Annotated in this window: 18 protein-coding genes, 1 riboswitch and 1 other annotated feature; of the genes, 16 read left to right on the top strand and 2 right to left on the bottom strand. The window is 44.6% G+C overall.

All coding sequences use genetic code 11. From position 1 onward, the window contains the following. The first annotated feature begins 2 nt into the window (after nucleotides 1-2). From secE to rplA, 4 genes are all read left to right on the top strand, one after another. On the top strand, nucleotides 3-200 hold the full coding sequence (gene secE / locus B5F87_RS14135; RefSeq protein ID WP_087282133.1) for a preprotein translocase subunit SecE: 198 nt from the start codon (nucleotides 3-5) through the stop codon (nucleotides 198-200). A 21-nt stretch (nucleotides 201-221) separates the two neighbouring features. Then, nucleotides 222-743, top strand: a complete 522-nt coding sequence (gene nusG, locus B5F87_RS14130) for a transcription termination/antitermination protein NusG (protein WP_087282131.1) — start codon at nucleotides 222-224, stop codon at nucleotides 741-743. Between the two features lie 63 nt (nucleotides 744-806). Further along, the gene (gene rplK / locus B5F87_RS14125; RefSeq protein WP_087282129.1) at nucleotides 807-1,232 is read left to right on the top strand and encodes a 50S ribosomal protein L11; all 426 of its coding nucleotides are present in this window, start codon (nucleotides 807-809) and stop codon (nucleotides 1,230-1,232) included. Nucleotides 1,233-1,307: 75 nt separating this feature from the next. Next, the gene (gene rplA / locus B5F87_RS14120; protein ID WP_087282127.1) at nucleotides 1,308-2,000 is read left to right on the top strand and encodes a 50S ribosomal protein L1; all 693 of its coding nucleotides are present in this window, start codon (nucleotides 1,308-1,310) and stop codon (nucleotides 1,998-2,000) included. 130 nt (nucleotides 2,001-2,130) lie between these two features. On the opposite strand, the gene pflB is transcribed toward rplA, so the two are convergent. Together pflB and pflA are read right to left on the bottom strand one after the other, a co-directional pair. Further along, nucleotides 2,131-4,374, bottom strand: coding sequence for a formate C-acetyltransferase (gene pflB, locus B5F87_RS14115; protein ID WP_087282125.1), 2,244 nt, complete (start codon nucleotides 4,372-4,374; stop codon nucleotides 2,131-2,133). 30 nt (nucleotides 4,375-4,404) lie between these two features. After that, the gene (gene pflA / locus B5F87_RS14110; protein WP_087282123.1) at nucleotides 4,405-5,133 is read right to left on the bottom strand and encodes a pyruvate formate-lyase-activating protein; all 729 of its coding nucleotides are present in this window, start codon (nucleotides 5,131-5,133) and stop codon (nucleotides 4,405-4,407) included. A 69-nt stretch (nucleotides 5,134-5,202) separates the two neighbouring features. Next, nucleotides 5,203-5,284: riboswitch (ZMP/ZTP riboswitch) on the bottom strand. 123 nt (nucleotides 5,285-5,407) lie between these two features. Here pflA and B5F87_RS14100 point away from each other — a divergent pair. From B5F87_RS14100 to rpsG, 12 genes are all read left to right on the top strand, one after another. Then, nucleotides 5,408-6,175 (top strand): N-acetylmuramoyl-L-alanine amidase, encoded by a 768-nt coding sequence (locus tag B5F87_RS14100; RefSeq protein WP_204246080.1) that lies wholly within the window; start codon nucleotides 5,408-5,410, stop codon nucleotides 6,173-6,175. Nucleotides 6,176-6,363: 188 nt separating this feature from the next. After that, nucleotides 6,364-7,095, top strand: a complete 732-nt coding sequence (gene nagB, locus B5F87_RS14095) for a glucosamine-6-phosphate deaminase (RefSeq protein ID WP_087282118.1) — start codon at nucleotides 6,364-6,366, stop codon at nucleotides 7,093-7,095. A 53-nt stretch (nucleotides 7,096-7,148) separates the two neighbouring features. Further along, nucleotides 7,149-8,285: an N-acetylglucosamine-6-phosphate deacetylase gene (gene nagA, locus B5F87_RS14090; RefSeq protein WP_087282116.1), complete on the top strand. Its 1,137-nt coding sequence runs from the start codon at nucleotides 7,149-7,151 to the stop codon at nucleotides 8,283-8,285. 248 nt (nucleotides 8,286-8,533) lie between these two features. After that, on the top strand, nucleotides 8,534-9,370 hold the full coding sequence (locus tag B5F87_RS14085; RefSeq protein ID WP_087282114.1) for a PRD domain-containing protein: 837 nt from the start codon (nucleotides 8,534-8,536) through the stop codon (nucleotides 9,368-9,370). A 27-nt stretch (nucleotides 9,371-9,397) separates the two neighbouring features. Next, the gene (locus tag B5F87_RS14080) at nucleotides 9,398-9,886 is read left to right on the top strand and encodes a PTS glucose transporter subunit IIA (protein WP_087282112.1); all 489 of its coding nucleotides are present in this window, start codon (nucleotides 9,398-9,400) and stop codon (nucleotides 9,884-9,886) included. Nucleotides 9,887-9,966: 80 nt separating this feature from the next. Beyond that, nucleotides 9,967-11,433 (top strand): N-acetylglucosamine-specific PTS transporter subunit IIBC, encoded by a 1,467-nt coding sequence (gene nagE, locus B5F87_RS14075; RefSeq protein ID WP_087282110.1) that lies wholly within the window; start codon nucleotides 9,967-9,969, stop codon nucleotides 11,431-11,433. 134 nt (nucleotides 11,434-11,567) lie between these two features. After that, nucleotides 11,568-11,702, top strand: a sequence feature (ribosomal protein L10 leader region). 112 nt (nucleotides 11,703-11,814) lie between these two features. Further along, entirely contained in the window at nucleotides 11,815-12,333 is a 519-nt protein-coding gene (rplJ, locus tag B5F87_RS14070; protein ID WP_087282108.1) for a 50S ribosomal protein L10, read from the top strand. Nucleotides 12,334-12,423: 90 nt separating this feature from the next. Further along, nucleotides 12,424-12,792, top strand: a complete 369-nt coding sequence (gene rplL, locus B5F87_RS14065; RefSeq protein WP_087282106.1) for a 50S ribosomal protein L7/L12 — start codon at nucleotides 12,424-12,426, stop codon at nucleotides 12,790-12,792. A gap of 264 nt (nucleotides 12,793-13,056) precedes the next feature. Beyond that, nucleotides 13,057-16,899 (top strand): DNA-directed RNA polymerase subunit beta, encoded by a 3,843-nt coding sequence (locus B5F87_RS14060; RefSeq protein WP_087282105.1) that lies wholly within the window; start codon nucleotides 13,057-13,059, stop codon nucleotides 16,897-16,899. A gap of 22 nt (nucleotides 16,900-16,921) precedes the next feature. Further along, the gene (gene rpoC, locus B5F87_RS14055; RefSeq protein ID WP_087282103.1) at nucleotides 16,922-20,605 is read left to right on the top strand and encodes a DNA-directed RNA polymerase subunit beta'; all 3,684 of its coding nucleotides are present in this window, start codon (nucleotides 16,922-16,924) and stop codon (nucleotides 20,603-20,605) included. Nucleotides 20,606-20,954: 349 nt separating this feature from the next. After that, nucleotides 20,955-21,368 carry a 30S ribosomal protein S12 gene (gene rpsL, locus B5F87_RS14050; RefSeq protein ID WP_087282102.1) on the top strand — a complete coding sequence of 138 codons (414 nt, stop codon included), beginning with the start codon at nucleotides 20,955-20,957 and terminating at the stop codon, nucleotides 21,366-21,368. Between the two features lie 224 nt (nucleotides 21,369-21,592). After that, the gene (rpsG, locus tag B5F87_RS14045; protein ID WP_087282101.1) at nucleotides 21,593-22,063 is read left to right on the top strand and encodes a 30S ribosomal protein S7; all 471 of its coding nucleotides are present in this window, start codon (nucleotides 21,593-21,595) and stop codon (nucleotides 22,061-22,063) included. Nucleotides 22,064-22,066: the final 3 nt, after the last annotated feature.

The raw sequence follows: 22,066 nt of genomic DNA, 5'->3' as shown, positions 1-22,066 counted from the left end.
ACATGAGCGACGAAAAAAAGAAAACAGGAATCCGTGGTTGGTTCCGTGGTCTTCAGTCCGAGTTTAAAAAGATCACCTGGCCGGATAAGGACAGGCTGGTACGAGAAACAGCGACTGTCGCAGTGGTATCTGTAATCCTTGGTATCATCATTGCTACCCTGGATATGGTTCTTCAGTATGGAATTAATTTTCTTGTCTAGCAAAAGGGTAAAGGTGAATATATGTCAGAATTGAACTGGTATGTGGTCCATACCTACTCAGGCTATGAAAATAAAGTAAAAGCGAATATTGAAAAGACAATTGAAAACAGAAAGCTGCAGGATCAGATATTCGAAGTCAGAGTTCCCCTTCAGGAAGTTGTAGAGATGAAGGGCGGAGTTAAAAAAAATGTTTCCAAAAAGATGTTTCCCGGATACGTTCTTGTAAACATGGTTATGAATGACGACACATGGTACGTCATCCGCAACACAAGAGGCGTTACAGGTTTCGTAGGCCCGGGATCTGAGCCTATCCCTCTGACGATGGCTGAGATGAGAAATCTGGGCATCGCTGAGACGGAAGAAGAGGTTGAGATCGATGTGGAAGTCGGCGATCTGATCGAAGTGGTATCCGGCGCATGGGAAGGTCGTGTGAGCCAGGTCAAAGATATTAACATGGGCAAGCAGACCGTGACCATCGAGGTGGATATGTTCGGTCGGGAGACTTCTGTAGAGATTGGATTTTTAGACGTAAAGAAATTATAAGATGTCTGAACAGGACAGTGGGAGGGAGATTCCCGCAATTACCACAATAGGAGGTTAGCTATCATGGCGAAGAAAGTAACAGGTTATATTAAATTACAGATTCCGGCAGGCAAGGCAACTCCTGCACCGCCTGTAGGTCCGGCCTTAGGTCAGCACGGAGTAAATATCGTACAGTTTACGAAGGAGTTCAACGCAAGAACAGCAGATAAAGGCGATCTGATCATCCCTGTCGTAATCACGGTATATCAGGACAGAACATTCAGTTTCATTACAAAAACTCCACCGGCAGCAGTATTATTAAAGAAATACTGCAACATCAAATCCGGTTCCGGCGAACCAAACAGAACAAAAGTGGCATCTATCTCCAAAGATAAGATTAAAGAGATTGCCGAAATGAAAATGCCGGACTTAAATGCAGCTAGTATCGAAGCAGCTATGAGCATGATTGCAGGTACTGCAAGAAGCATGGGAATCACTGTTGAGGACTAATTGTAATTTTGAAGGATTTAATTTGACGAAGTGGGAGGGTCGCTCCCGATAATACCACAGGAGGTTATTTTTAAAATGAAAAAAGGTAAGAGATATCAGGAAGCTGCAAAGCTCAGAGATAAAACCAATTTATACGAAGCACCGGAAGCTATCGCCATCGTAAAAAAAGCAGCCAGTGCAAAATTTGACGAGACAATCGAAGCTCACTTAAAGATGGGTCTTGACGGACGTCACGCAGACCAGCAGATTCGTGGTGCGGTTGTACTGCCTCACGGAACTGGTAAAAAAGTTCGTGTCCTTGTTTTCGCAAAAGGCGACAAGGCAGAGGAAGCTGCAGCAGCAGGCGCAGAATTCGTAGGAGCAGAGGAGTTGATTCCGAAGATCCAGAACGAAGGATGGCTTGAGTTTGACAAAGTTGTTGCAACACCGAACATGATGAGCGTAGTAGGACGTCTGGGACGTATCCTCGGACCGAAAGGCTTAATGCCTAACCCGAAAGCCGGCACCGTAACCATGGACGTAGGCAAAGCCGTTCAGGAATTAAAAGCCGGTAAGATTGAGTACAGATTGGATAAGACCAACATCGTTCACGTGCCAATCGGAAAAGCTTCTTTCACAGAGGAGCAGTTAAACGAAAACTTCCAGACATTAATAGATGCTATTATTAAAGCAAAACCAGCGGCAGCAAAAGGACAGTATATCAGAAGTGCTACACTGACTTCTACAATGGGCCCTGGCGTAAAACTGAATACAGCAAAATTAGTTTAATATTGTCTCTGAACGAACAATTGGACTGATAGACTGTGTGTATTACAGTTAGAAAAAAGGATTCTGTATTCCACCGCTTTTAAAGCGGTAGAAACAGAATCCTTTTTTTGTGTTAAAATTTTAATAAAAGTTAAACTGCCTCATGGAAGGTTCGCATGATGACCTCCAGCTGTTGTTCCCGGCTCAGGCGGTTAAAGTTCACGGCGTAGCCGGATACCCGGATGGTAAGCGTCGGATAGTTTTCCGGATGTTCCATGGCGTCAAGGAGAAGTTCGCGGTTCATCACATTAACATTTAGGTGATGTGCGCCCTGCACGAAATATCCGTCCAGAATAGAAATCAGGTTGCGGGCTCTTTCCGGATTGGTTTTGCCCAGAGCAAGAGGGGTAATGGAAAATGTATTGGATACCCCGTCCTGGCAGACAGCGCGGTAAGGGATTTTGGCCACGGAATTTAAAGAGGCAAGAGCGCCGTGGATATCCCGGCCATGCATTGGATTTGCGCCAGGGGCAAACGGTTCGCCTGCTTTTCGTCCATCTGGGGTGGATCCGGTTTTTTTACCATACATGACATTGCTGGTGATGGTCAAAGCCGAGAGAGTGTGGATGGCATTACGATACAGCGGATGTTTTTTAAGTTCGGAAGAAAAATAGTTGGTCAATTCTACGGCGATGTCATCCACGGCATCAATATCGTTTCCGTACTTTGGAAAATCTCCTTCGATCCGGAAATCAACGGCGATTCCCTGTTCGTTTCGAATCGGATATACTTTTGCAAATTTTATGGCAGATAAAGAGTCTGCTGTCACAGATAAGCCGGAAATACCAAAAGCTGCCAGACGCTCGACCAACGTATTATGAAGTGCCATCTGGCTTGCCTCATAGGCATATTTATCATGCATATAATGAATGATATTAATCGTATCAACGTAAAGTTCCGCTACATAAGAAAGAACCTTTTTATAATCGGTCAGCACATGAGCGTAATCCAGGACTTCTTCTGTATTTTTTTCAATGCCCGGAACGACAAGAGTGCCTTTTAATTCATCCACACCGCCGTTAATGGCATAGAGGAGACTCTTTGCCAGGTTGGCACGAGCGCCAAAAAACTGCATTTGCTGTCCGACGGACATAGCAGAAACACAGCAGGCGATGCAATAATCATCTCCATAAAGCGGGCGCATCAGATCATCATTTTCGTATTGAATAGAGTCGGTGTCAATGCTCATCTTAGAGCAGTATGCTTTGAAAGGCATAGGAAGATTCTGACTCCATAAAACGGTCAGGTTTGGTTCTGGTGCAGTGCCAAGATTGGTCAATGTATGGAGATAGCGGAAGGTATTTTTTGTGACAAGAGTTCTGCCATCTATGCCCATGCCGCCAAGACTTTCGGTCACCCAGGTAGGATCACCGCCAAAAAGTTCATTATATTCCGGTGTGCGCAGATGACGAACGAGACGAAGCTTGATAATAAACTGGTCTATCAGTTCCTGGGCGCCTTGTTCGTCAAGAAGACCTTTTTCCAGATCTCTTTGAATATAGATATCCAGAAATGTTGCTGTGCGGCCAAGGCTGGTGGCGGCTCCGTTGTTTTCTTTGATACCGGCAAGATATGCCATATAAAGATTTTGGACAGCTTCTTTTGCAGTTTCAGCTGGTTTGGTAATATCGCATCCGTAGCGGGCTGCCATATTGCTCATTGCTTTTAACGCACGAATCTGTTCATTGACTTCTTCCCGAAGGCGAATCCGTTCCTCATTCATTGGACCGTCCAAATGTTTTAAGTCTTCCAGTTTTGACTCGATAAGAAAGTATGTGCCGTAAAGAGGAACTCGTCGATAATCTCCGACAATTCGGCCCCGGCCGTATGCATCAGGAAGACCTGTCAGCAAGCCGGCGGAACGGGCAAGGCGGACTCTCTCTGGATAGGCATCAAATACGCCTTCATTATGGGTTTTGCGATACAGATGAAAATTATTCTCTACTTCTGGATCCAGTTGATATCCGTATTCTGCCAGAGCAGATTTGGCCATTCGCATACCGCCGAAAGGATTGACAATGCGCTTTAGCGGGGCATTGGTCTGAAGTCCGATGATGATTTCGTTTTCTTTATCAATATAGCCGGGGGCAAAATTGTCAATGCCGGATACTGTCGTTGTATCTACATCGATGATTCCTTTTTTGATTTCTTCTACGATTAGAGCATGGGCTTTTTCCCACACTTTTGCGGTGCGTGGACTTATACCGGCAAGGAAATCTTCATTTCCGGTATAAGGAGTATAGTTTTTTTGAATAAAATTTCGCACATTCACCAGATGACGCCATTCTCCGGTCTGAAATCCTTGCCATGCGGTACAATTTACATCAATATTCATGTCTCTTTTCCTCCTGTCTGTTCTTGTGTCTTACATGGATATGGGAAGCATTTGATTCATTTTTTTCTGCCATTCCTGCAGTTGTTCGTCGTTCATAGGGGGAACGCCTTCTAACGGATAGGGAAGATGCATGGTGTGGTACTTGGAAACACCTAAAGTGTGATAAGGAAGTAATTCCACTTTCTGTACGCCGTGTATCTGTCGGATGTAGTTTCCGAGTCCTGTAAGATGCGTGGCACTATCTGTGATGCCGGGTACCACAACGTGCCGAATCCACAAAGGGATCTGCATTTTTTGTGCTGTTGCCAAAAAAGCTAGTGATTCTTCAGGAGACCGTCCTGTAATATGACGATACCCGTCCTCTGTATAATGCTTTACATCAAAAAGAACCAGGTCGGTGTAGGATAATATCTCTTCATATCCTCCAATACCGCAGCCTGCTGTATCCAAACAAGTATGGATACCGGTCTGTTTGCATTTTTTTAATACATCAATTAGAAAATCTTTTTGCAACAATGGTTCACCGCCGGAAAATGTAACGCCTCCTTTTTCTCCGTAATAGGGTTGAAAACGTTGCAGACGACGGACAACTTCCTCGGCGGTCATGGTTTCGTGGCAACTGCTTGTACACGACCAGGTATCCGGATTGTGGCAGTACAAACAGCGGAGATGACACCCCTGTAAAAAAACTACGGTCCGAATACCCGGACCATCCACTAATCCCATGGATTCCCAGGAATGGATGTTTCCTGCAGTCATAACATGCTCCTTTCATGAAAAAACCGGTTTTGGATAAAAATGTAAAGAAAAAGAGCCGCGCGTCCAGACAGTTTCTGCCCAGACGGTCGGCTCTCTATGGTCATATTTCATGTGGTCTGTTCCACAATATCCGTCAGTCATATGACAATCCCTATTGTAAGGGGAAAAAGGGGAATCTGTCAACAGTTTTTGCTATTGAAAGAAAATAGAAGAATAGTATATAATGGAGAAAACAGTAATTAGAAGTAAAAAATGGGAAGAAAAGGAGGATAAAATGAAAAAAATTATAGGTATACTGTTGTGTCTGTGTGTAAGTTGGGGGTCTGTGTCAGAGATTGCTCTGGCTGCAACGCAAAATAGCACAGATACAATAGTGAAAGAACAGCAAACAGAAAAAACGACAAAGAAAAAACAGAAAACGATTTTTATTGCTGCAGGTCATCAGGAACGAGGAATTTCTTCAAGGGAACGCTTGGCACCAGGATCTTCGGCCACGAAAGCGAAATTAACATCCGGGACGACCGGTGTCAGCACGGGTATACCGGAATATAAAACTAATCTTGCCATAGCAAAAGCAACGAAAAAAGCGTTAAAAAAAGCAGGATATAATGTGGTTATGCTTCGAACCACAAACAAATGTCCGCTGTCTAATCAGCAAAGAACAAAAAAAGCAAATAAGAGTGGAGCGAATCTGCATATCTGTATCCATTGTAATGCAGGGGCGTCCAGTGCAAAAGGACCGCTGGTGATTGTGCCGGCAAGCTCGCGTTATGTAGGTAAAAAGATCTATGATAAATCCTGTCGGCTGGGAAGTAATCTGTTATCTGCTGTGACAAAATCTACCGGAAAAAAATCGCATGGTACTATTCGGTCGAATTATTATACGACCATTAATTGGGCGGAAATTCCAACCGTAATTCTTGAGTGTGGTTTCATGAGCAATCCATCAGAAGATCGGCAGTTAAATTCAGCCAGTTATCAGAAAAAAATTGCAAAGGGTATTGTAAAAGGAGTCAACAAATATTTTAAAAATAAATATTGACATTTAAAAATGAACTTGTTAATATAGGTCTATCTATAGTGCTGGGTTGTTACTCAAAGCAGGCAAAACCAGATTTTCAGAAAGAAGGAACATCCTTTCTATGCTGGAAATCTGGTTTTTTTTATCAAGGCATATCATAAACTGCAAAAGAGTGATAATTCGGATATTTTATATTGAGGAGGATCATTATGAGAATTATTAGAACAAGAGATTATGATGAAATGAGTTTGAAGGCAGCAAAATTGATTTCTGCACAGATTTGGTTAAAACCGGCTTGTGTTCTGGGCTTGGCGACAGGTTCCTCACCAATTGGTCTTTATAAAAATCTTGTACAGTGGTACGAACAGGGTGAGTTGGATTTTTCACAGGTAAAAACAGTGAATCTGGATGAATACAAAGGAATGAGCCCGGAAAATGAACAGAGTTATTATTATTTTATGCATGAGCATTTATTTGATCATGTAAATATCAATCCAGATCATACACATGTACCGGATGGTATGATGGAAGATAGTGAGGCTGAATGCCAGAGATATGAAAAATTAATTCAATCCATGGGCGGTGTAGATTTACAGTTGTTAGGCCTTGGACGAAATGGTCATATTGGATTTAATGAACCGGCGGAGTCCTTTGCAAAAATGACACACTGTGTAGATTTGACAGAAAGTACCATTGAAGCGAATAAGAGATTTTTCGCATCTGCAGAAGATGTACCGAGACAGGCATATTCCATGGGAATCGGCACAATCATGAAAGCAGATAAAATTGTCGTTGTTGTTAGCGGAGAAGATAAGGCAGAAGCACTTGCTAAAGCAGTTTATGGTGAGATTACACCAGAAGTTCCGGCATCGATTCTTCAGCTTCATAATAATGTGACAATTGTTGCGGATGAGGCTGCACTTTCTAAAATGCCGAAATAAAGACAGAGAATCAAAAAAAGCATAATGCCGTAATTGGGAAAGAAGGGCATAATATGATTATTAAAAATGTAAGAATCTATAAAGAAGACAAAACTTTTGCTCTGGGACAGCTGGAAATTGCTGATGGTATATTTAAAAAAGTAACAATAGGAAACGATACCGGTGAAACTTTCGATGAAGAAGTAATTGACGGAGAAGGCTGTTTGGCGATACCGGGACTGGTGGATATTCATTTTCATGGATGTAAGGGAGATGATTTTTGCGATGGAAGCCAAGAAGCCATTGCAAATATGGCCGCTTATGAGGCGCAGATTGGAGTAACATCCATTTGTCCGGCGTCTATGACTGTTTCAGAAGAAGAGATTCATCAAGTAATGGTAACGGCAGGAAAGTATCAATCGCAAACAGGGGCAAGATTGGTTGGCATCAATATGGAAGGGCCATTTATCAATGTAAAGAAGAAAGGTGCACAGGCAGCAGAACATATTAAATGTTGTAATGTGGATTTGTTTCACCAATTTCAACAAGAGTCAAATGGATTGATTAAATTGGTGGATATCGCACCGGAGACCGAAGGAGCAATGGATTTTATCGATGCAGTCAAAGACGAAGTCGTAGTATCGATTGCTCATACAACTGCGGATTATGAGACTGCGCGGGAAGCGTTGGAACGTGGAGCCAGTCATGTGACACACTTATATAATGCTATGCCTCCATTTACACACAGAGAACCTGGTGTGATTGGTGCGACGAGAGATAATCCAAATTGTCATGTGGAATTGATCTGTGATGGGATTCATATTCATCCGTCGGTGGTACGTGCCACCTTTGCAATGTTTGGTGCAGAGCGTATTATTTTAATCAGTGACAGTATGCGTGCAACAGGACTGACGGACGGTCAATATACGTTGGGCGGACAGGAAGTGTTTGTGAAGGGAGCAACAGCGACATTAGCTGATGGCACAATCGCTGGTTCTGTCACGAATTTGATGGATTGCATGAAAAATGCAGTGAAAAATATGGGGATTTCTCTGGAGGATGCCATTGCCTGTGCGACGATAAATCCGGCAAAAGAGATTGGAATCGATACGGTTTGCGGAAGTATTACAGAGGGAAAATATGCGGATCTCGTATTGCTTGATGCGGATCTGAATGTAAAGGCCGTTTATGTGGGCGGATGCAAGCAGTGATTGTCAATTGGCATAACCGACAAAAATATTAACATTTTATAAACAACATTAACAAAAAGCAACTCATACCTTGACATTTTTTGTCTAGCCTGTTATTATAGGCACATGACTTACAAATGAATATATAAGGATTGTTACTGTAATAGCAGGCAAAACCGGATTTTAAAGCAAGACAGCGTTGTCAGGCTTATTAAATCTGGTTTTTTTTTATTTGTTAAAACCTGCCATCGATAAAGAAGAGAGAAAGTATGATAATTCAAAAAATAATTAATAACAATATTATTTCTGCATACGATGAATCAGGAGCAGAAATTGTTGTGATGGGGCGAGGAATTGGATTTGGAAAAAAGGCGGGAAATCAGGTTCCGGATGACCGCATTGAAAAAGTATTTCGAATTCAAAGTCACAGTGTGGCAGAACAGCTGCAGGAACTGCTGGCAAATATGCCTTTGGAACATGTAAAAGTTTCCAGTGATATTATTGCTTATGCGAAAGAGCATCTGAAATTAAAGTTAAATCAAAGCATTTATGTTACATTGACAGACCATATTAATTTTGCTATTGAAAGACTGAATCAGGGGATTGCGCTTGAAAATGCTCTTCTTTGGGAGATTAAACGTTTCTATTCACAGGAATTTGAATTGGGGCAATATGCCTTAAAAATGATTCATGAAAAGCTTGGTATTGATTTGCCGGAAGATGAGGCAGGATTCATTGCCCTGCATTTTGTAAATGCAGAGTATGGAACAGATATCCGTGATGCATGGAATTTCCCAAATCTGATGAAAGAAATATTGGCAATTGTAAAAAGTGAATTACAAATTGATCTGGATGAGCAATCGATTCATTATGAACGTTTTGTAACACATGTCAAATTTTTATTGCAAAGAGTATATCGGAAAGAACTATTACCAAATGAAGAAGCAGAATGGGCTGCGATGGTAAAAGGCAAATATCCAAAAGAGTATTGTTGCAGTGAAAAAATAGCAGAATATATCGAGCAGGCCACAGGAAGCAAACTGTCGGGCGAAGAAATTATGTATTTGTCAATTCACATTCGTCGTGTGACCATGGTAGAGTTGTGAAGATAGAATCAATAAGGAGAAAAAAGAATGTTTGGTTTTTTAAAGAAGAAAAAGACAAAAGGATTTTCGTTAGGATCACCGGTAAAAGGAGCAACAATATCACTAAAGGAAGTAAATGATCCGACTTTTCGTGAAGGAATGCTGGGAGAAGGCGTTGCGATAAAACCAACAGAGGGAAAGATTTATGCGCCGGCAGATGGCAGCATTGGGATGGTATTTGATACATTACATGCCATTAGCTTAACAACAATGGAAGGTGCAGAAGTACTCATTCATGTAGGTTTGGATACTGTGAAAATGGAAGGCAAAGCATTTAAATCGTATGTAAAAGCAGGAGATACGGTCAAAAAAGGCGATCTGTTGTTAGAGGCGGATTTGGAGAAAATAAAATCTGCCGGCTATGATGATGTGACCGCAATGATTATATGCAATACAGACCAGTATGCAGATGTCAGTGGAATTTGCGGAAAAGAAGTAAATCCGGGAGAGGATATTGTAGTCATTCAGACAAAATAAAAAATGGTATTTTAACCGATATATTCGGATTAAAATAAAAAAAGGGATTTCATAAGAGAGAAAAGAAAGGGAGGAAAAGTATGAAGTTTTTACAAAAATTAGGAAAAGCGTTAATGCTTCCTGTGGCTTGTCTGCCGCTTTGTGGTTTATTAATGGGTATTGGTTACCTGCTGTGTCCTGCAACCATGCAGGGAGGAAATATCGAAGGGTTTGTACCGTTACTTGGATTATTCCTTGTAAAAGCCGGTGGAGCTCTTATTGATAACATGGCATTATTGTTTGTTATCGGTGTTGGTGTCGGCATGTCTGATGATAATGATGGAACAGGCGGTCTTGCTGCTTTAGCATCTTGGCTTATGATGACAACACTGTTAAGTACAGCATTTGTTACAACTTTAATGCCTAGTATTGCAGATAGTGCAAATAAAACACTGGCATTTGATAAAATTGCAAATCCATTTATCGGTATTCTTGCTGGTATTATTGGTTCTACCTGCTACAATAAATTTAAAAATGTAAAATTACCTGACTGGTTATCCTTCTTCAGCGGAAAACGTTGCGTGGCAATTGTTGCAGGTTTAGTTTCTATTGTAGTTTCTGCTGTATTGCTGTTTGTATGGCCAGTAGTATTTGGTGCTTTAATTGCATTAGGTAAAGGTATTGCCGGAATGGGCGCATTAGGTGCAGGTATCTATGCATTCTTAAACAGATTGTTAATCCCAACTGGTCTGCACCATGCATTAAACAATGTATTCTGGTTTGACACCATTGGTCTTGGTGACCTGTCTCATTTCTGGGCAGGAGATACTTCTGCTGATGTAAGCTGGAGCTTGGGTATGTATATGTCCGGTTTCTTCCCATGTATGATGTTTGGTGTTCCAGGTGCTGCTTTAGCAATGATTCAATGTGCAAAAGATAATAAGAAAAAAGTAGCAATTGGTCTTGTAGCTTCTGCTGCTCTTTGTGCTTTTGTTTGTGGTGTTACAGAACCGTTTGAATTTGGATTTATGTTCTTAGCTCCTGGTCTGTACGTAATTTATGCTTTGTTATATGGTATCTTTACATTTGTTACAGCTTTGGTTGGATTCCGTGCAGGTTTCTCCTTCTCCGCAGGTGCAACAGACTTACTGTTTTCCGCATCACTGCCTGCAGCACAGAAAACATGGATGATTCTTCCTCTTGGCATTGCAGCATTTATTATTTTCTATGTTGTATTCCGTTTTGCAATTACAAAATTTGATTTGAAAACACCAGGAAGAGAAGACGATGATGTGGATGAAACACAGGTAACTCTGGCTAATAACGATTATACAGAGATTGCAAGAATCGTTTTAGAAGGTGTTGGCGGAAAAGACAACGTTACATCTATTGATAACTGTATTACAAGACTTCGTCTGGAAATTGTAGATCAGGCACTCGTAGATGAAAAGAAAATTAAATCAGCAGGTGTTGCCGGAGTTATCCGTCCGGGAAAAAATTCCGTGCAAGTTGTTGTCGGAACAAAAGTTCAGTTTGTAGCTGATGAATTCAAAAAATTATGTAAATAATAAAATTACATAAAATCCCTTTGCATGAAAGCTGTCGTAGTCAGTATTACTGAAAGCGGCAGCTTTTTATTTTGAAATTATGGCAAGGTATATTTTTTCAAAAAAAACTTGACAGTATTTATTTGAAATGCTATTATAGCAAAGTATGAACGCCGAAGACAGCAGGTGCCGATAGGCATAAAGTGAGAACGCCTGCCGAGGAAGTTATATTCTGATAGTGAATATTTCTCACTCTCTGTCTTTGGACAGGGAGTTTTCTTTTTTGTTTCCGGAAAAATTTTAAAATATTTCTTCTATATATTAAGAAGAGAACGGGAGCATAAGACATCAAAAAGATGTCGCGGCGGTACACACAATATTTTAAGGAGGTGCACCAGGAGAATGGCTAAAGTTGAAGTAAAACAGCCGATCGTTGACGAGATCAAAGCGCAGTTAGACGGTGCGAAATCTTTGGTTGTTGTTGACTATCGTGGAATTTCTGTGGCTGATGTGACAGAGCTTCGTAAACAGTGTCGTGAAGCAGGAGTGGTTTATAAAGTTTATAAAAACACAATGGTAAGACGTGCTGTTGAAGGAACTGAGTTCGAGGGTATTGTAAAAGACCTGGAAGGAACCAACGCTTTTGCAATTTCCAAAGAAGACGCAACACTGGCTGCAAGAACTGTTTCCAAGTTCGTCAAAAAAGCAAAAGTCTGCCAGTTAAAGAGCGGTGTAGTTGAGGGAACATACTACGATGCAAAGGGCATCGAGATGATCGCTACTATCCCATCAAGAGACGAGCTCATCGCCAAATTCATGGGAAGCATTCAGTCCCCAATTGCCAACTTTGCCCGTGTGATCAAACAGATCGCAGAGAAGCAGGGCGGCGATGCTCCGGCAGAAGAAGCAGCAGCAGAGTAATCTGCGAAAGATGATATTGACACATAACAGGTCATAGGCGGACGCAGGATGTCCGAGATTTAATCAATAATATTCATGGAGGGAATTAAGATGACAACTCAGGAAATCATTGAAGTTATTAAAGGTTTATCCGTATTAGAATTAAATGAATTAGTAAAAGCATGTGAAGAAGAGTTTGGCGTATCCGCAGCAGCAGGCGTTGTTGTTGCAGCTGGTGCAGCTGGTGCAGCTGACGAAGCAGAAGAGAAGACAGAGTTTGATGTTGAGCTGACAGAGGTTGGCGGACAGAAAGTTAAAGTTATTAAAGTTGTTCGTGAGATCACTGGTCTTGGTCTTAAAGAAGCAAAAGCTGTTGTTGACGGCGCTCCTAAGAACATCAAAGAAGCTGTTTCCAAAGAAGAAGCAGAAGACATCAAGAAACAGATGGAAGAAGTTGGAGCAAAAGTTACAATCAAATAATTGGGCTTTTTCGACACGAATCCGGAATAATGACTATAAGACGCCTGTTTTCCTTTGAGGAAAGCAGGCGTTTTTGTCAACCCTTCGGTTTAACTTGTGAAAATACTGGAAAAAATTTATATAAAACAGGAAAAAAATAGTTGACATGACATTTTAGCTATGATATCATATTAAACTGATTCACAATGGGCATGTGTGCCTGCATGAAAAGAAATGAAGCAACCAGAAGTTTATCAGCAAGATTGTTCAAGGGGTGAAACATCAATGGAAAAGAACAGACTGCGACCTATGCGAATTCCGGGAAGCAAAAATATCAGAATGAGCTATGCAAGACAAAAAGATGTACTCGATATGCCGAATCTCATTGAGGTGCAGAAAGATTCCTATCAGTGGTTTCTGACAGACGGACTGAAGGAAGTATTCGATGACATTTCTCCGATTACTGATTACAGCGGACAGCTCAGTCTGGAATTTGTTGATTTTCAGCTTTGCAGAGAGGACAGAAAGTATTCAATAGAAGAATGTAAAGAACGGGATACTACCTACGCTGCTCCTTTGAAAGTGAAGGTACGCCTTCATAATAAGGAGACGGACGATTTCAAACAGCATGATATTTTTATGGGAGACCTGCCTCTGATGACAGAGACAGGAACTTTTGTGATTAACGGCGCAGAGCGTGTTATCGTTAGCCAGCTCGTCCGTTCCCCTGGTATCTATTACGCGATCAGCCATGATAAGACAGGTAAGAAGCTCTTTTCCTGTACGGTGATTCCGAACCGTGGAGCATGGCTGGAGTATGAGACGGACTCCAACGACGTTTTTTATGTTCGTGTGGACCGTACCAGAAAGGTACCGATCACAGTACTGATCCGTGCGCTGGGTATCGGAACCAACGCAGAGATCAAGGAGCTTTTCGGCGAGGAGCCTAAGATTTTAAAAACGCTTGAAAAAGATACGGCCACCAATTATCAGGAAGGTCTCAAGAAGCTGTACGAGAAGATCCGTCCGGGCGAACCGCTGTCAGTGGAGAGCGCGGAGAGCCTCATCAACAGCATGTTCTTTGACGCGAGACGGTATGACCTGGCCAAGGTTGGACGTTATAAATTTAATAAAAAGCTGATGTTCAGGAATCGTATCGCAGGGCATGTACTGTCCCAGGATGTTGTTGACCCTACTACCGGCGAAATCTTATTTGAGGCTGGTACCAAGGTGACAAAGGAGCAGGCAGATGAGATTCAGAATGCAGCTGTTCCTTTTGTATATCTGGAGACAGAAGAGCGGGAAGTGAAAGTCCTTTCCAATATGATGGTAGATATCCGCAGCTTTGTGGATGTGGACCCGAAAGAAGTTGGTGTGACAGAATTAGTTTATTACCCATCCCTTGAAAAAATTCTGGAAGATTATGATGATATAGAAGAGATTAAAACAGCCATTCGCAAGAGTATCAGCGAGCTGATTCCGAAGCACATTACAAAGGAAGATATTCTGGCTTCCATCAACTATAATATTCACCTGGAGTACGGTATCGGCAACGATGACGATATCGACCACCTGGGCAATCGTCGTATCCGTGCGGTAGGTGAGTTGCTGCAGAATCAGTATCGTATCGGTCTGTCCCGTATGGAGAGAGTAGTCCGTGAGCGTATGACGACTCAGGATATGGAGTCCATTTCCCCGCAGACACTGATCAATATCAAGCCGGTCACTGCGGCGGTGAAGGAGTTCTTCGGAAGCTCCCAGCTGTCCCAGTTCATGGATCAGCATAACCCGCTGTCCGAGCTGACCCACAAGAGACGTCTCTCCGCATTGGGACCGGGTGGTCTTTCCAGAGACCGTGCCGGATTCGAGGTCCGCGACGTACATTACTCCCACTACGGAAGAATGTGTCCGATCGAGACTCCTGAGGGACCGAACATCGGTCTGATCAACTCCCTTGCGACTTATGCGAGAATTAACGAATATGGTTTCATTGAGGCTCCATATCGTAAAGTAGATAAAACTGATCCGAAGAATCCGGTAGTAACCGATGAGGTTATCTACCTGACGGCGGATGAAGAAGATAACTATACTGTAGCGCAGGCCAACGAGCCTCTGGATGAGGAAGGACATTTCATCCATACCAACGTATCCGGACGTTACAGAGAGGAGACTTCCGAGTTTCCGAAGTCCAGAGTGGACCTGATGGACGTTTCTCCTAAAATGGTCTTCTCTGTGGCTACATCCATGATTCCTTTCCTGGAGAACGACGACTCCAACCGTGCGCTCATGGGTTCTAACATGCAGCGTCAGGCGGTACCTCTGTTAAAGACGGAAGTGCCTGTTGTCGGAACCGGAATGGAGGCCAAGGCGGCAAGAGACTCCGGTGTATGTATCCTTGCTCACCATGCCGGTGTGGTAGAATACTCCACCAGCAAGGAGATCATTGTAAAACGTGACGACGGTATCCGTGATACCTACCATGTTATCAAGTTCTCCCGAAGCAACCAGGGTAACTGTATGAACCAGCGTCCGATCGTCAATAAGGGCGACCGCGTGGAAGTGGGCGATGTGCTGGCAGACGGCGCGTCCACCTGCGGCGGCGAGATGGCTCTCGGCAAGAACCCTCTCATCGGTTTCATGACCTGGGAAGGTTACAACTACGAGGATGCCGTACTGCTCAGTGAGAAACTGGTGCAGAAAGACGTATATACCTCCGTTCATATTGAAGAGTATGAGGCAGAGGCCAGAGACACCAAGCTTGGTCAGGAAGAGATCACAAGAGACCTGGCAGGCTTAAGCGAAGATGTGCTGAAGGATCTGGATGAGAACGGTATCATCCGTATCGGTGCGGAAGTTCATGCCGGTGACATCCTGGTAGGTAAGGTTACTCCTAAGGGAGAGACTGAGCTTACCGCAGAAGAGAGACTGCTCCGCGCCATCTTCGGCGAGAAGGCAAGAGAGGTTCGTGATACCTCCCTGCGTGTGCCGCACGGCGCATACGGTGTCGTTATGGATACCAAAGTATTTACCAGAGAAAACGGCGACGAGCTTGCTCCGACCGTTAACAAATCTGTTCGTGTATATATTGCTCAGAAACGTAAGATCTCCGTGGGAGATAAGATGGCCGGCCGTCACGGTAACAAGGGTGTCGTTTCCCGTATTCTGCCGGTAGAGGATATGCCGTTCCTGCCGAACGGACGTCCGCTTGACATCGTACTGAACCCGCTGGGCGTACCTTCCCGTATGAATATCGGGCAGGTGCTGGAGCTGCACTTAAGTCTGGCATCCAAAGTGCTTGGATTTAACGTGGCGACACCGGTATTCAACGGCGCCAACGAGCACGACATCATGGATACCCTGGAGATGGCCAACGATTACGCCAACAAGACATGGGAAGAGTTCGCGGAGATCTGGGGTGACAAGGTCAACGACGATATCATGCAGTATCTGTATGACAACCGTGACCACAGAGAAGAGTGGAAGGGCGTGCCGATCGACCGTACCGGAAAGGTTCGTCTCCGTGACGGACGTACCGGCGAAGAGTTCGACTCTCCGGTCGCCATCGGTTTCATGCATTACCTGAAACTGCACCATCTGGTTGACGATAAGATCCATGCACGTTCCACAGGTCCTTACTCTCTCGTAACACAGCAGCCTCTGGGTGGTAAAGCTCAGTTCGGCGGCCAGCGTTTCGGTGAGATGGAGGTATGGGCTCTGGAGGCATATGGAGCATCTTATACTCTGCAGGAGATTCTGACTGTGAAGTCCGATGATGTGGTAGGTCGTGTGAAGACATACGAAGCCATCATCAAAGGTGAAAATATCCCTGAACCGGGTATTCCGGAGTCCTTCAAGGTACTGCTCAAAGAGTTCCAGTCCCTTGCTCTGGATGTCCGCGTCCTGAAAGAGGATATGACAGAAGTTGAGATTCAGGAGAGCACAGAGCATGTCAATGAATCTCTTACTCCGATGATCGAAAGCAGTCCGGATGATAATAATTACAAGGACGAAGATGAACTGGAAGCTTACGGATATAAAGAAAGTACGCTGGAGGAAGAAGCTGGCGAGTCAGCACCTCAGGAGTTCTTTGCAGCATCGACGATGAGTTCAGATGATTCTGAATTTTAGGATAATATGGAAGGAGTAACCTATGTCTGATATGAATAATCAACCAGCAGAACAGCCAATTAATTTTGATGCCATCAAAATCGGACTTGCATCTCCGGAAATGATTCGTAAATGGTCCAGAGGTGAAGTAAAGAAACCGGAAACCATCAATTACCGTACTCTGAAACCGGAAAAGGATGGCCTGTTCTGTGAAAGAATTTTCGGACCGAGCAAGGACTGGGAATGTCACTGCGGTAAATATAAGAAGATTCGTTACAAAGGCGTTGTCTGCGATAAATGTGGCGTTGAGGTTACCAAATCCAGCGTCCGCAGAGAGCGTATGGGTCACATTGAGCTGGCAGCTCCTGTTTCCCATATCTGGTACTTCAAAGGAATCCCGAGCCGGATGGGACTGATCCTTGACATGTCCCCGAAGGCACTGGAAAAGGTACTGTACTTTGCTTCCTATGTTGTCCTGGATCCGGGCAATACGAACCTGAACAAAAAAGATGTGCTGTCTGACGCGGAATACCGCCGTATCTGTGAGGAATACCGCACAGAGGACGACGGTCTCGGAAGCTTCCGCGTGGGCATGGGCGCAGAGTCCGTGAAGGAACTGCTCATGGAGATTGACCTGGAAGCAGAATCCGCAGAGCTTAAAAAGAGCCTGAAGAATGCCAGCGGACAGAAGAAAGCAAGAAACATCAAACGTCTGGAGGTTGTGGAGGCGTTCCGTCTCTCCGGCAACCGTCCGGAATGGATGATCCTTGATGCGGTTCCGGTCATTCCGCCGGATATCCGTCCGATGGTACAGCTGGACGGAGGACGTTTTGCCACATCTGACTTAAATGATTTATATAGAAGAATTATCAACCGTAACAACAGACTGAAACGTCTTCTGGAGCTGGGTGCGCCGGATATCATTATCCGTAACGAAAAACGTATGCTTCAGGAGGCTGTGGATGCCCTCATTGACAACGGACGAAGAGGAAGAGCTGTGACTGGTCCTGGTAACCGTGCGCTTAAGTCCCTTTCCGACATGCTGAAAGGTAAACAGGGACGTTTCCGTCAGAACCTTCTTGGAAAACGTGTGGACTACTCCGGACGTTCCGTTATCGTCGTTGGACCGGAGCTGAAGATCTATCAGTGCGGTCTGCCGAAAGAGATGGCCATCGAGCTGTTCAAACCGTTTGTTATGAAAGAGCTGGTAAGCAACGGTCTGGCGCACAACATCAAATCCGCCAAAAAGATGGTGGAGAAGCTGCAGCCGGCTGTGTGGGACGTACTGGAAGACGTTATCAAAGAGCATCCGGTTATGCTGAACCGTGCTCCTACGCTCCATCGTCTTGGTATTCAGGCGTTCGAGCCGATTCTGGTGGAAGGTAAAGCAATCAAGCTCCATCCGCTGGTATGTACCGCCTTCAACGCCGACTTCGACGGTGACCAGATGGCTGTGCATCTGCCGCTTTCTGTGGAAGCGCAGGCTGAGTGCCGGTTCCTTCTGCTGTCCCCGAACAACCTTCTGAAACCGTCCGACGGTGCGCCGGTTGCCGTTCCTTCTCAGGATATGGTCCTCGGTGTGTACTATCTGACTATGGAGAAAGAGGGAGAGAAGGGCGAAGGCAAATGCTTCAAATCAGAGAACGAGGCATTCCTTGCTTATGAGAACGGAGTGATCACTCTTCATTCCAAGATTAAAGTAAAGAGAAGAGGAAGAAGACCGGACGGCACCATGGGAAGCCGTATCGTCGACTGTACCATGGGACGTATCCTGTTCAATGAAGTTATCATGCAGGATCTGGGCTTCGTAGACCGTTCCGATCCGGAGAACTTCCTGAAACTGGAGATTGACTTCCAGTGCGGAAAGAAACAGTTAAAACAGATTCTTGACCGGTGTATCAGCGTACACGGCACCACAAAGACTGCCGAGGTACTTGATGACGTCAAGGCTTTAGGTTATAAATATTCTACCATCGGCGCATTGAGCGTATCCATTTCCGATATGACCGTGCCGAAGGAGAAAGCGCAGATTCTCGAAGATGCTCAGAAACAGGTAGAGTACATTACCAAACAGTACCGCCGTGGTTTCATGACAGAGGAAGAGCGTTACAAAGCCGTTGTCCAGACATGGTTCGCAGCCGATGAGGAGTTGACCGACAAGCTGATCAACGGACTGGATAAATACAACAACATTTACATGATGGCCGACTCCGGAGCCCGTGGTTCCAACCAGCAGATTAAACAGCTGGCCGGCATGCGTGGTCTGATGGCGGATACATCAGGACGTACCATCGAACTTCCGATCAAGTCCAACTTCCGTGAAGGTCTGGACGTACTGGAGTATTTCATCTCCGCTCATGGAGCCCGTAAAGGTCTGTCTGATACGGCGCTTCGTACAGCTGACTCCGGTTACCTGACCCGTCGAATGGTTGACGTATCACAGGAGCTTATCATCCGCGAGCAGGATTGCTGCGAGGGAGCTGCTGAGATTCCGGGCATGTATGTGGAGTCCATCATGGATGGAAAAGAGACAATCGAGACTCTTGAGGAGCGTATCACAGGACGCTACGCCGCAGAAGATTATAAAGACGCGGACGGTAATATGATCGTGGCGGCCAACTGCATGATCACCGCAAAACGTGCTGCAGAGGTCGTAAAGGCCGGATACACCAAGGTGAAGATCAGAACGATGCTCACCTGTAAGTCTCATACAGGCGCCTGCTCTAAATGTTACGGCGCCAACCTGGCAACCGGCCAGGCAGTGCAGGTGGGTGAGGCAGTCGGCATCATCGCCGCTCAGTCCATTGGTGAGCCTGGTACACAGCTTACCATGCGTACTTTCCACGCCGGCGGCGTAGCCGGTGATGATATCACACAGGGTCTTCCTCGTGTGGAGGAGCTTTTTGAGGCACGTAAGCCGAAGGGTCTTGCTATTATCACCGAGATCGGCGGATACGCAGAAGTAAAAGAAACCAAAGAGAAACGGGAGATTATCGTTACGAATAATGACACAGGCGAATCCAAGTCCTATGTTATCCCGTACGGTGCGAGAATCAAGGTTCTCGACGGAACCTATCTGGAAGCCGGCGACGAGCTGACGGAAGGTTCTGTCAATCCGCATGATATCCTGAAGATCAAAGGCGTCCGCGCCGTTCAGGATTACATGATGCGCGAGGTACAGAGAGTATACCGTCTGCAGGGTGTTGATATCAATGATAAGCACATTGAGATCATCGTTCGTCAGATGCTCAAGAAAGTCCGCATCGACGAGGCGGGAGACAGTCAGTATCTGCCGGGTTCACTGGTAGATATTCTGGAGTTCGAGAAGACCAACGAAGAGCTTATTGCCGAGGGCAAAGAGCCGGCAACCGCCGAGCAGACACTCCTTGGTATCACAAAGGCTTCTCTGGCGACAAACTCTTTCCTGTCAGCCGCATCCTTCCAGGAAACCACAAAGGTTCTGACCGATGCAGCAATCAAAGGAAAGATCGACCCGCTGATCGGACTGAAAGAGAACGTACTTTTAGGTAAACTGATTCCGGCAGGAACCGGCCTGAAGAAGTACCGTAATCTTCATCTGAACACCAGCGCAGCCCCTCAGATCGAGGAAGAGGAGCTGGATGAGTTTGATTATGAAGAAGGTTACACTTCTCTGGAAGATGAGACCAAGGAAAATATGGCGGAGGAAGCCGTGCTTTCCATGGACGAGGTTCACACAGAAGAGTAAGGCGATATCCTGTTTTCGTCAGAAAATGTGACACAATAATAAAGACAGATAGATACGGACAAAGGGCCGCGGCGAAAAAGCCGCGGTCTTTGTTGTAAAAGATAAGATGATGTCGTAGAAGAAAAAGTCTGGCGCGGACAAAGGTTTTCTTAGTAAATAGGACAAAAGTTTTCTTAGTAAATAGACTCTTGACAAAGGCTGGGAATACCGATATAATCTAGAATTGTGTGCGGGCGTATAACTGCGCCCGCAATTGGATATAATCAAGATGATTTGTCCATGAGGCAATATGCCAGAAGAAACTATCAGGCAACCACATTAGAAAATATGTATGGAGGTGAAATTCAGAATGCCTACTTTTAACCAGTTAGTGAGAAAAGGAAGACAGTCTGTAGCAAAGAAATCCACGGCGCCTGCACTTCAGAAAGGATTTAACTCCTTAAAGAAGAGAGCAACAGATGCCAGCTCACCACAGAAACGTGGTGTATGTACTGCAGTTAAGACAGCAACTCCTAAGAAGCCTAACTCAGCGCTTCGTAAGATTGCCAGAGTTCGTCTTTCCAACGGTATCGAGGTAACAAGCTATATCCCGGGTGAAGGCCACAACCTTCAGGAGCACAGCGTTGTGCTGATCCGAGGCGGAAGAGTAAAAGACTTACCAGGTACCAGATACCATATCGTCAGAGGTACTCTTGATACAGCCGGCGTAGCCAACAGAAAACAGGCTCGTTCCAAATACGGCGCTAAGAGACCTAAAAAATAAGCCTTATCAGGCACTGACTTCCGGTACAAAAAGAATGTACCGAAGTATACCCACGCTGGGTAAGACAGTATGAATCAATGCCGGAATAGCAATATTTTCTCTGTTGGTTGCAGGTAAATATAGATCGCAGTCCGAGCATGAACATTGGAGAAATATTTCTCCGTGAGTACCGATGATTTAATATCTGAGAGAATCAGAAAGTTTTAATTAAGGAGGGAAGAACCGTGCCACGTAAAGGACATATTGCAAAAAGGGATGTATTACCGGATCCTATTTATAATAACAAAGTGGTAACAAAGCTTATCAATAACATCATGTTAGATGGTAAGAAAGGCGTTGCTCAGAGAATCGTTTACGGTGCATTTGAGCGCGTAGCACAGGAGACAGGCAAGGATGCTCTTGAAGTGTTCAACGATGCCATGAACAACATTATGCCGGCTCTGGAAGTTAAATCCAGACGTATCGGTGGTGCTACTTATCAGGTACCTATCGATGTAAGACCGGACAGACGTCAGACTCTGGCTCTTCGTTGGATTACTCTTTACTCCCGTAAGAGAGGCGAGAGAACCATGGAAGAAAGACTGGCGAAAGAGATTATGGATGCTGCAAACAACACAGGCGCATCTGTAAAGAAGAAAGAAGATATGCATAAGATGGCAGAAGCTAACAAGGCTTTCGCACATTACAGATTCTAATAG

It is taken from the genome of Eubacterium sp. An3, from assembly GCF_002159465.1.
Lineage (GTDB): Bacteria > Bacillota > Clostridia > Lachnospirales > Lachnospiraceae > Anaerobutyricum > Anaerobutyricum stercoris.
The sequence above is the reverse complement of the archived record's forward strand: the minus strand, read 5'-3'. Positions and strand labels throughout refer to the sequence as shown.

What these genes read in the sequence shown, in the direction of transcription:
- rplA (WP_087282127.1), top strand. Translation starts at nt 1,308, where the DNA reads ATGAAAAAAGGTAAGAGATATCAGGAAGCTGCAAAGCTCAGAGATAAA.
- nagB (WP_087282118.1), top strand. Translation starts at nt 6,364, where the DNA reads ATGAGAATTATTAGAACAAGAGATTATGATGAAATGAGTTTGAAGGCA.
- nusG (WP_087282131.1), top strand. Translation starts at nt 222, where the DNA reads ATGTCAGAATTGAACTGGTATGTGGTCCATACCTACTCAGGCTATGAA.
- pflA (WP_087282123.1), bottom strand. Translation starts at nt 5,133, where the DNA reads ATGACTGCAGGAAACATCCATTCCTGGGAATCCATGGGATTAGTGGAT.
- B5F87_RS14100 (WP_204246080.1), top strand. Translation starts at nt 5,408, where the DNA reads ATGAAAAAAATTATAGGTATACTGTTGTGTCTGTGTGTAAGTTGGGGG.
- B5F87_RS14060 (WP_087282105.1), top strand. Translation starts at nt 13,057, where the DNA reads ATGGAAAAGAACAGACTGCGACCTATGCGAATTCCGGGAAGCAAAAAT.
- rplL (WP_087282106.1), top strand. Translation starts at nt 12,424, where the DNA reads ATGACAACTCAGGAAATCATTGAAGTTATTAAAGGTTTATCCGTATTA.
- rplJ (WP_087282108.1), top strand. Translation starts at nt 11,815, where the DNA reads ATGGCTAAAGTTGAAGTAAAACAGCCGATCGTTGACGAGATCAAAGCG.
- B5F87_RS14085 (WP_087282114.1), top strand. Translation starts at nt 8,534, where the DNA reads ATGATAATTCAAAAAATAATTAATAACAATATTATTTCTGCATACGAT.
- rplK (WP_087282129.1), top strand. Translation starts at nt 807, where the DNA reads ATGGCGAAGAAAGTAACAGGTTATATTAAATTACAGATTCCGGCAGGC.
- pflB (WP_087282125.1), bottom strand. Translation starts at nt 4,374, where the DNA reads ATGAATATTGATGTAAATTGTACCGCATGGCAAGGATTTCAGACCGGA.
- nagA (WP_087282116.1), top strand. Translation starts at nt 7,149, where the DNA reads ATGATTATTAAAAATGTAAGAATCTATAAAGAAGACAAAACTTTTGCT.
- nagE (WP_087282110.1), top strand. Translation starts at nt 9,967, where the DNA reads ATGAAGTTTTTACAAAAATTAGGAAAAGCGTTAATGCTTCCTGTGGCT.
- B5F87_RS14080 (WP_087282112.1), top strand. Translation starts at nt 9,398, where the DNA reads ATGTTTGGTTTTTTAAAGAAGAAAAAGACAAAAGGATTTTCGTTAGGA.
- secE (WP_087282133.1), top strand. Translation starts at nt 3, where the DNA reads ATGAGCGACGAAAAAAAGAAAACAGGAATCCGTGGTTGGTTCCGTGGT.
- rpsL (WP_087282102.1), top strand. Translation starts at nt 20,955, where the DNA reads ATGCCTACTTTTAACCAGTTAGTGAGAAAAGGAAGACAGTCTGTAGCA.
- rpoC (WP_087282103.1), top strand. Translation starts at nt 16,922, where the DNA reads ATGTCTGATATGAATAATCAACCAGCAGAACAGCCAATTAATTTTGAT.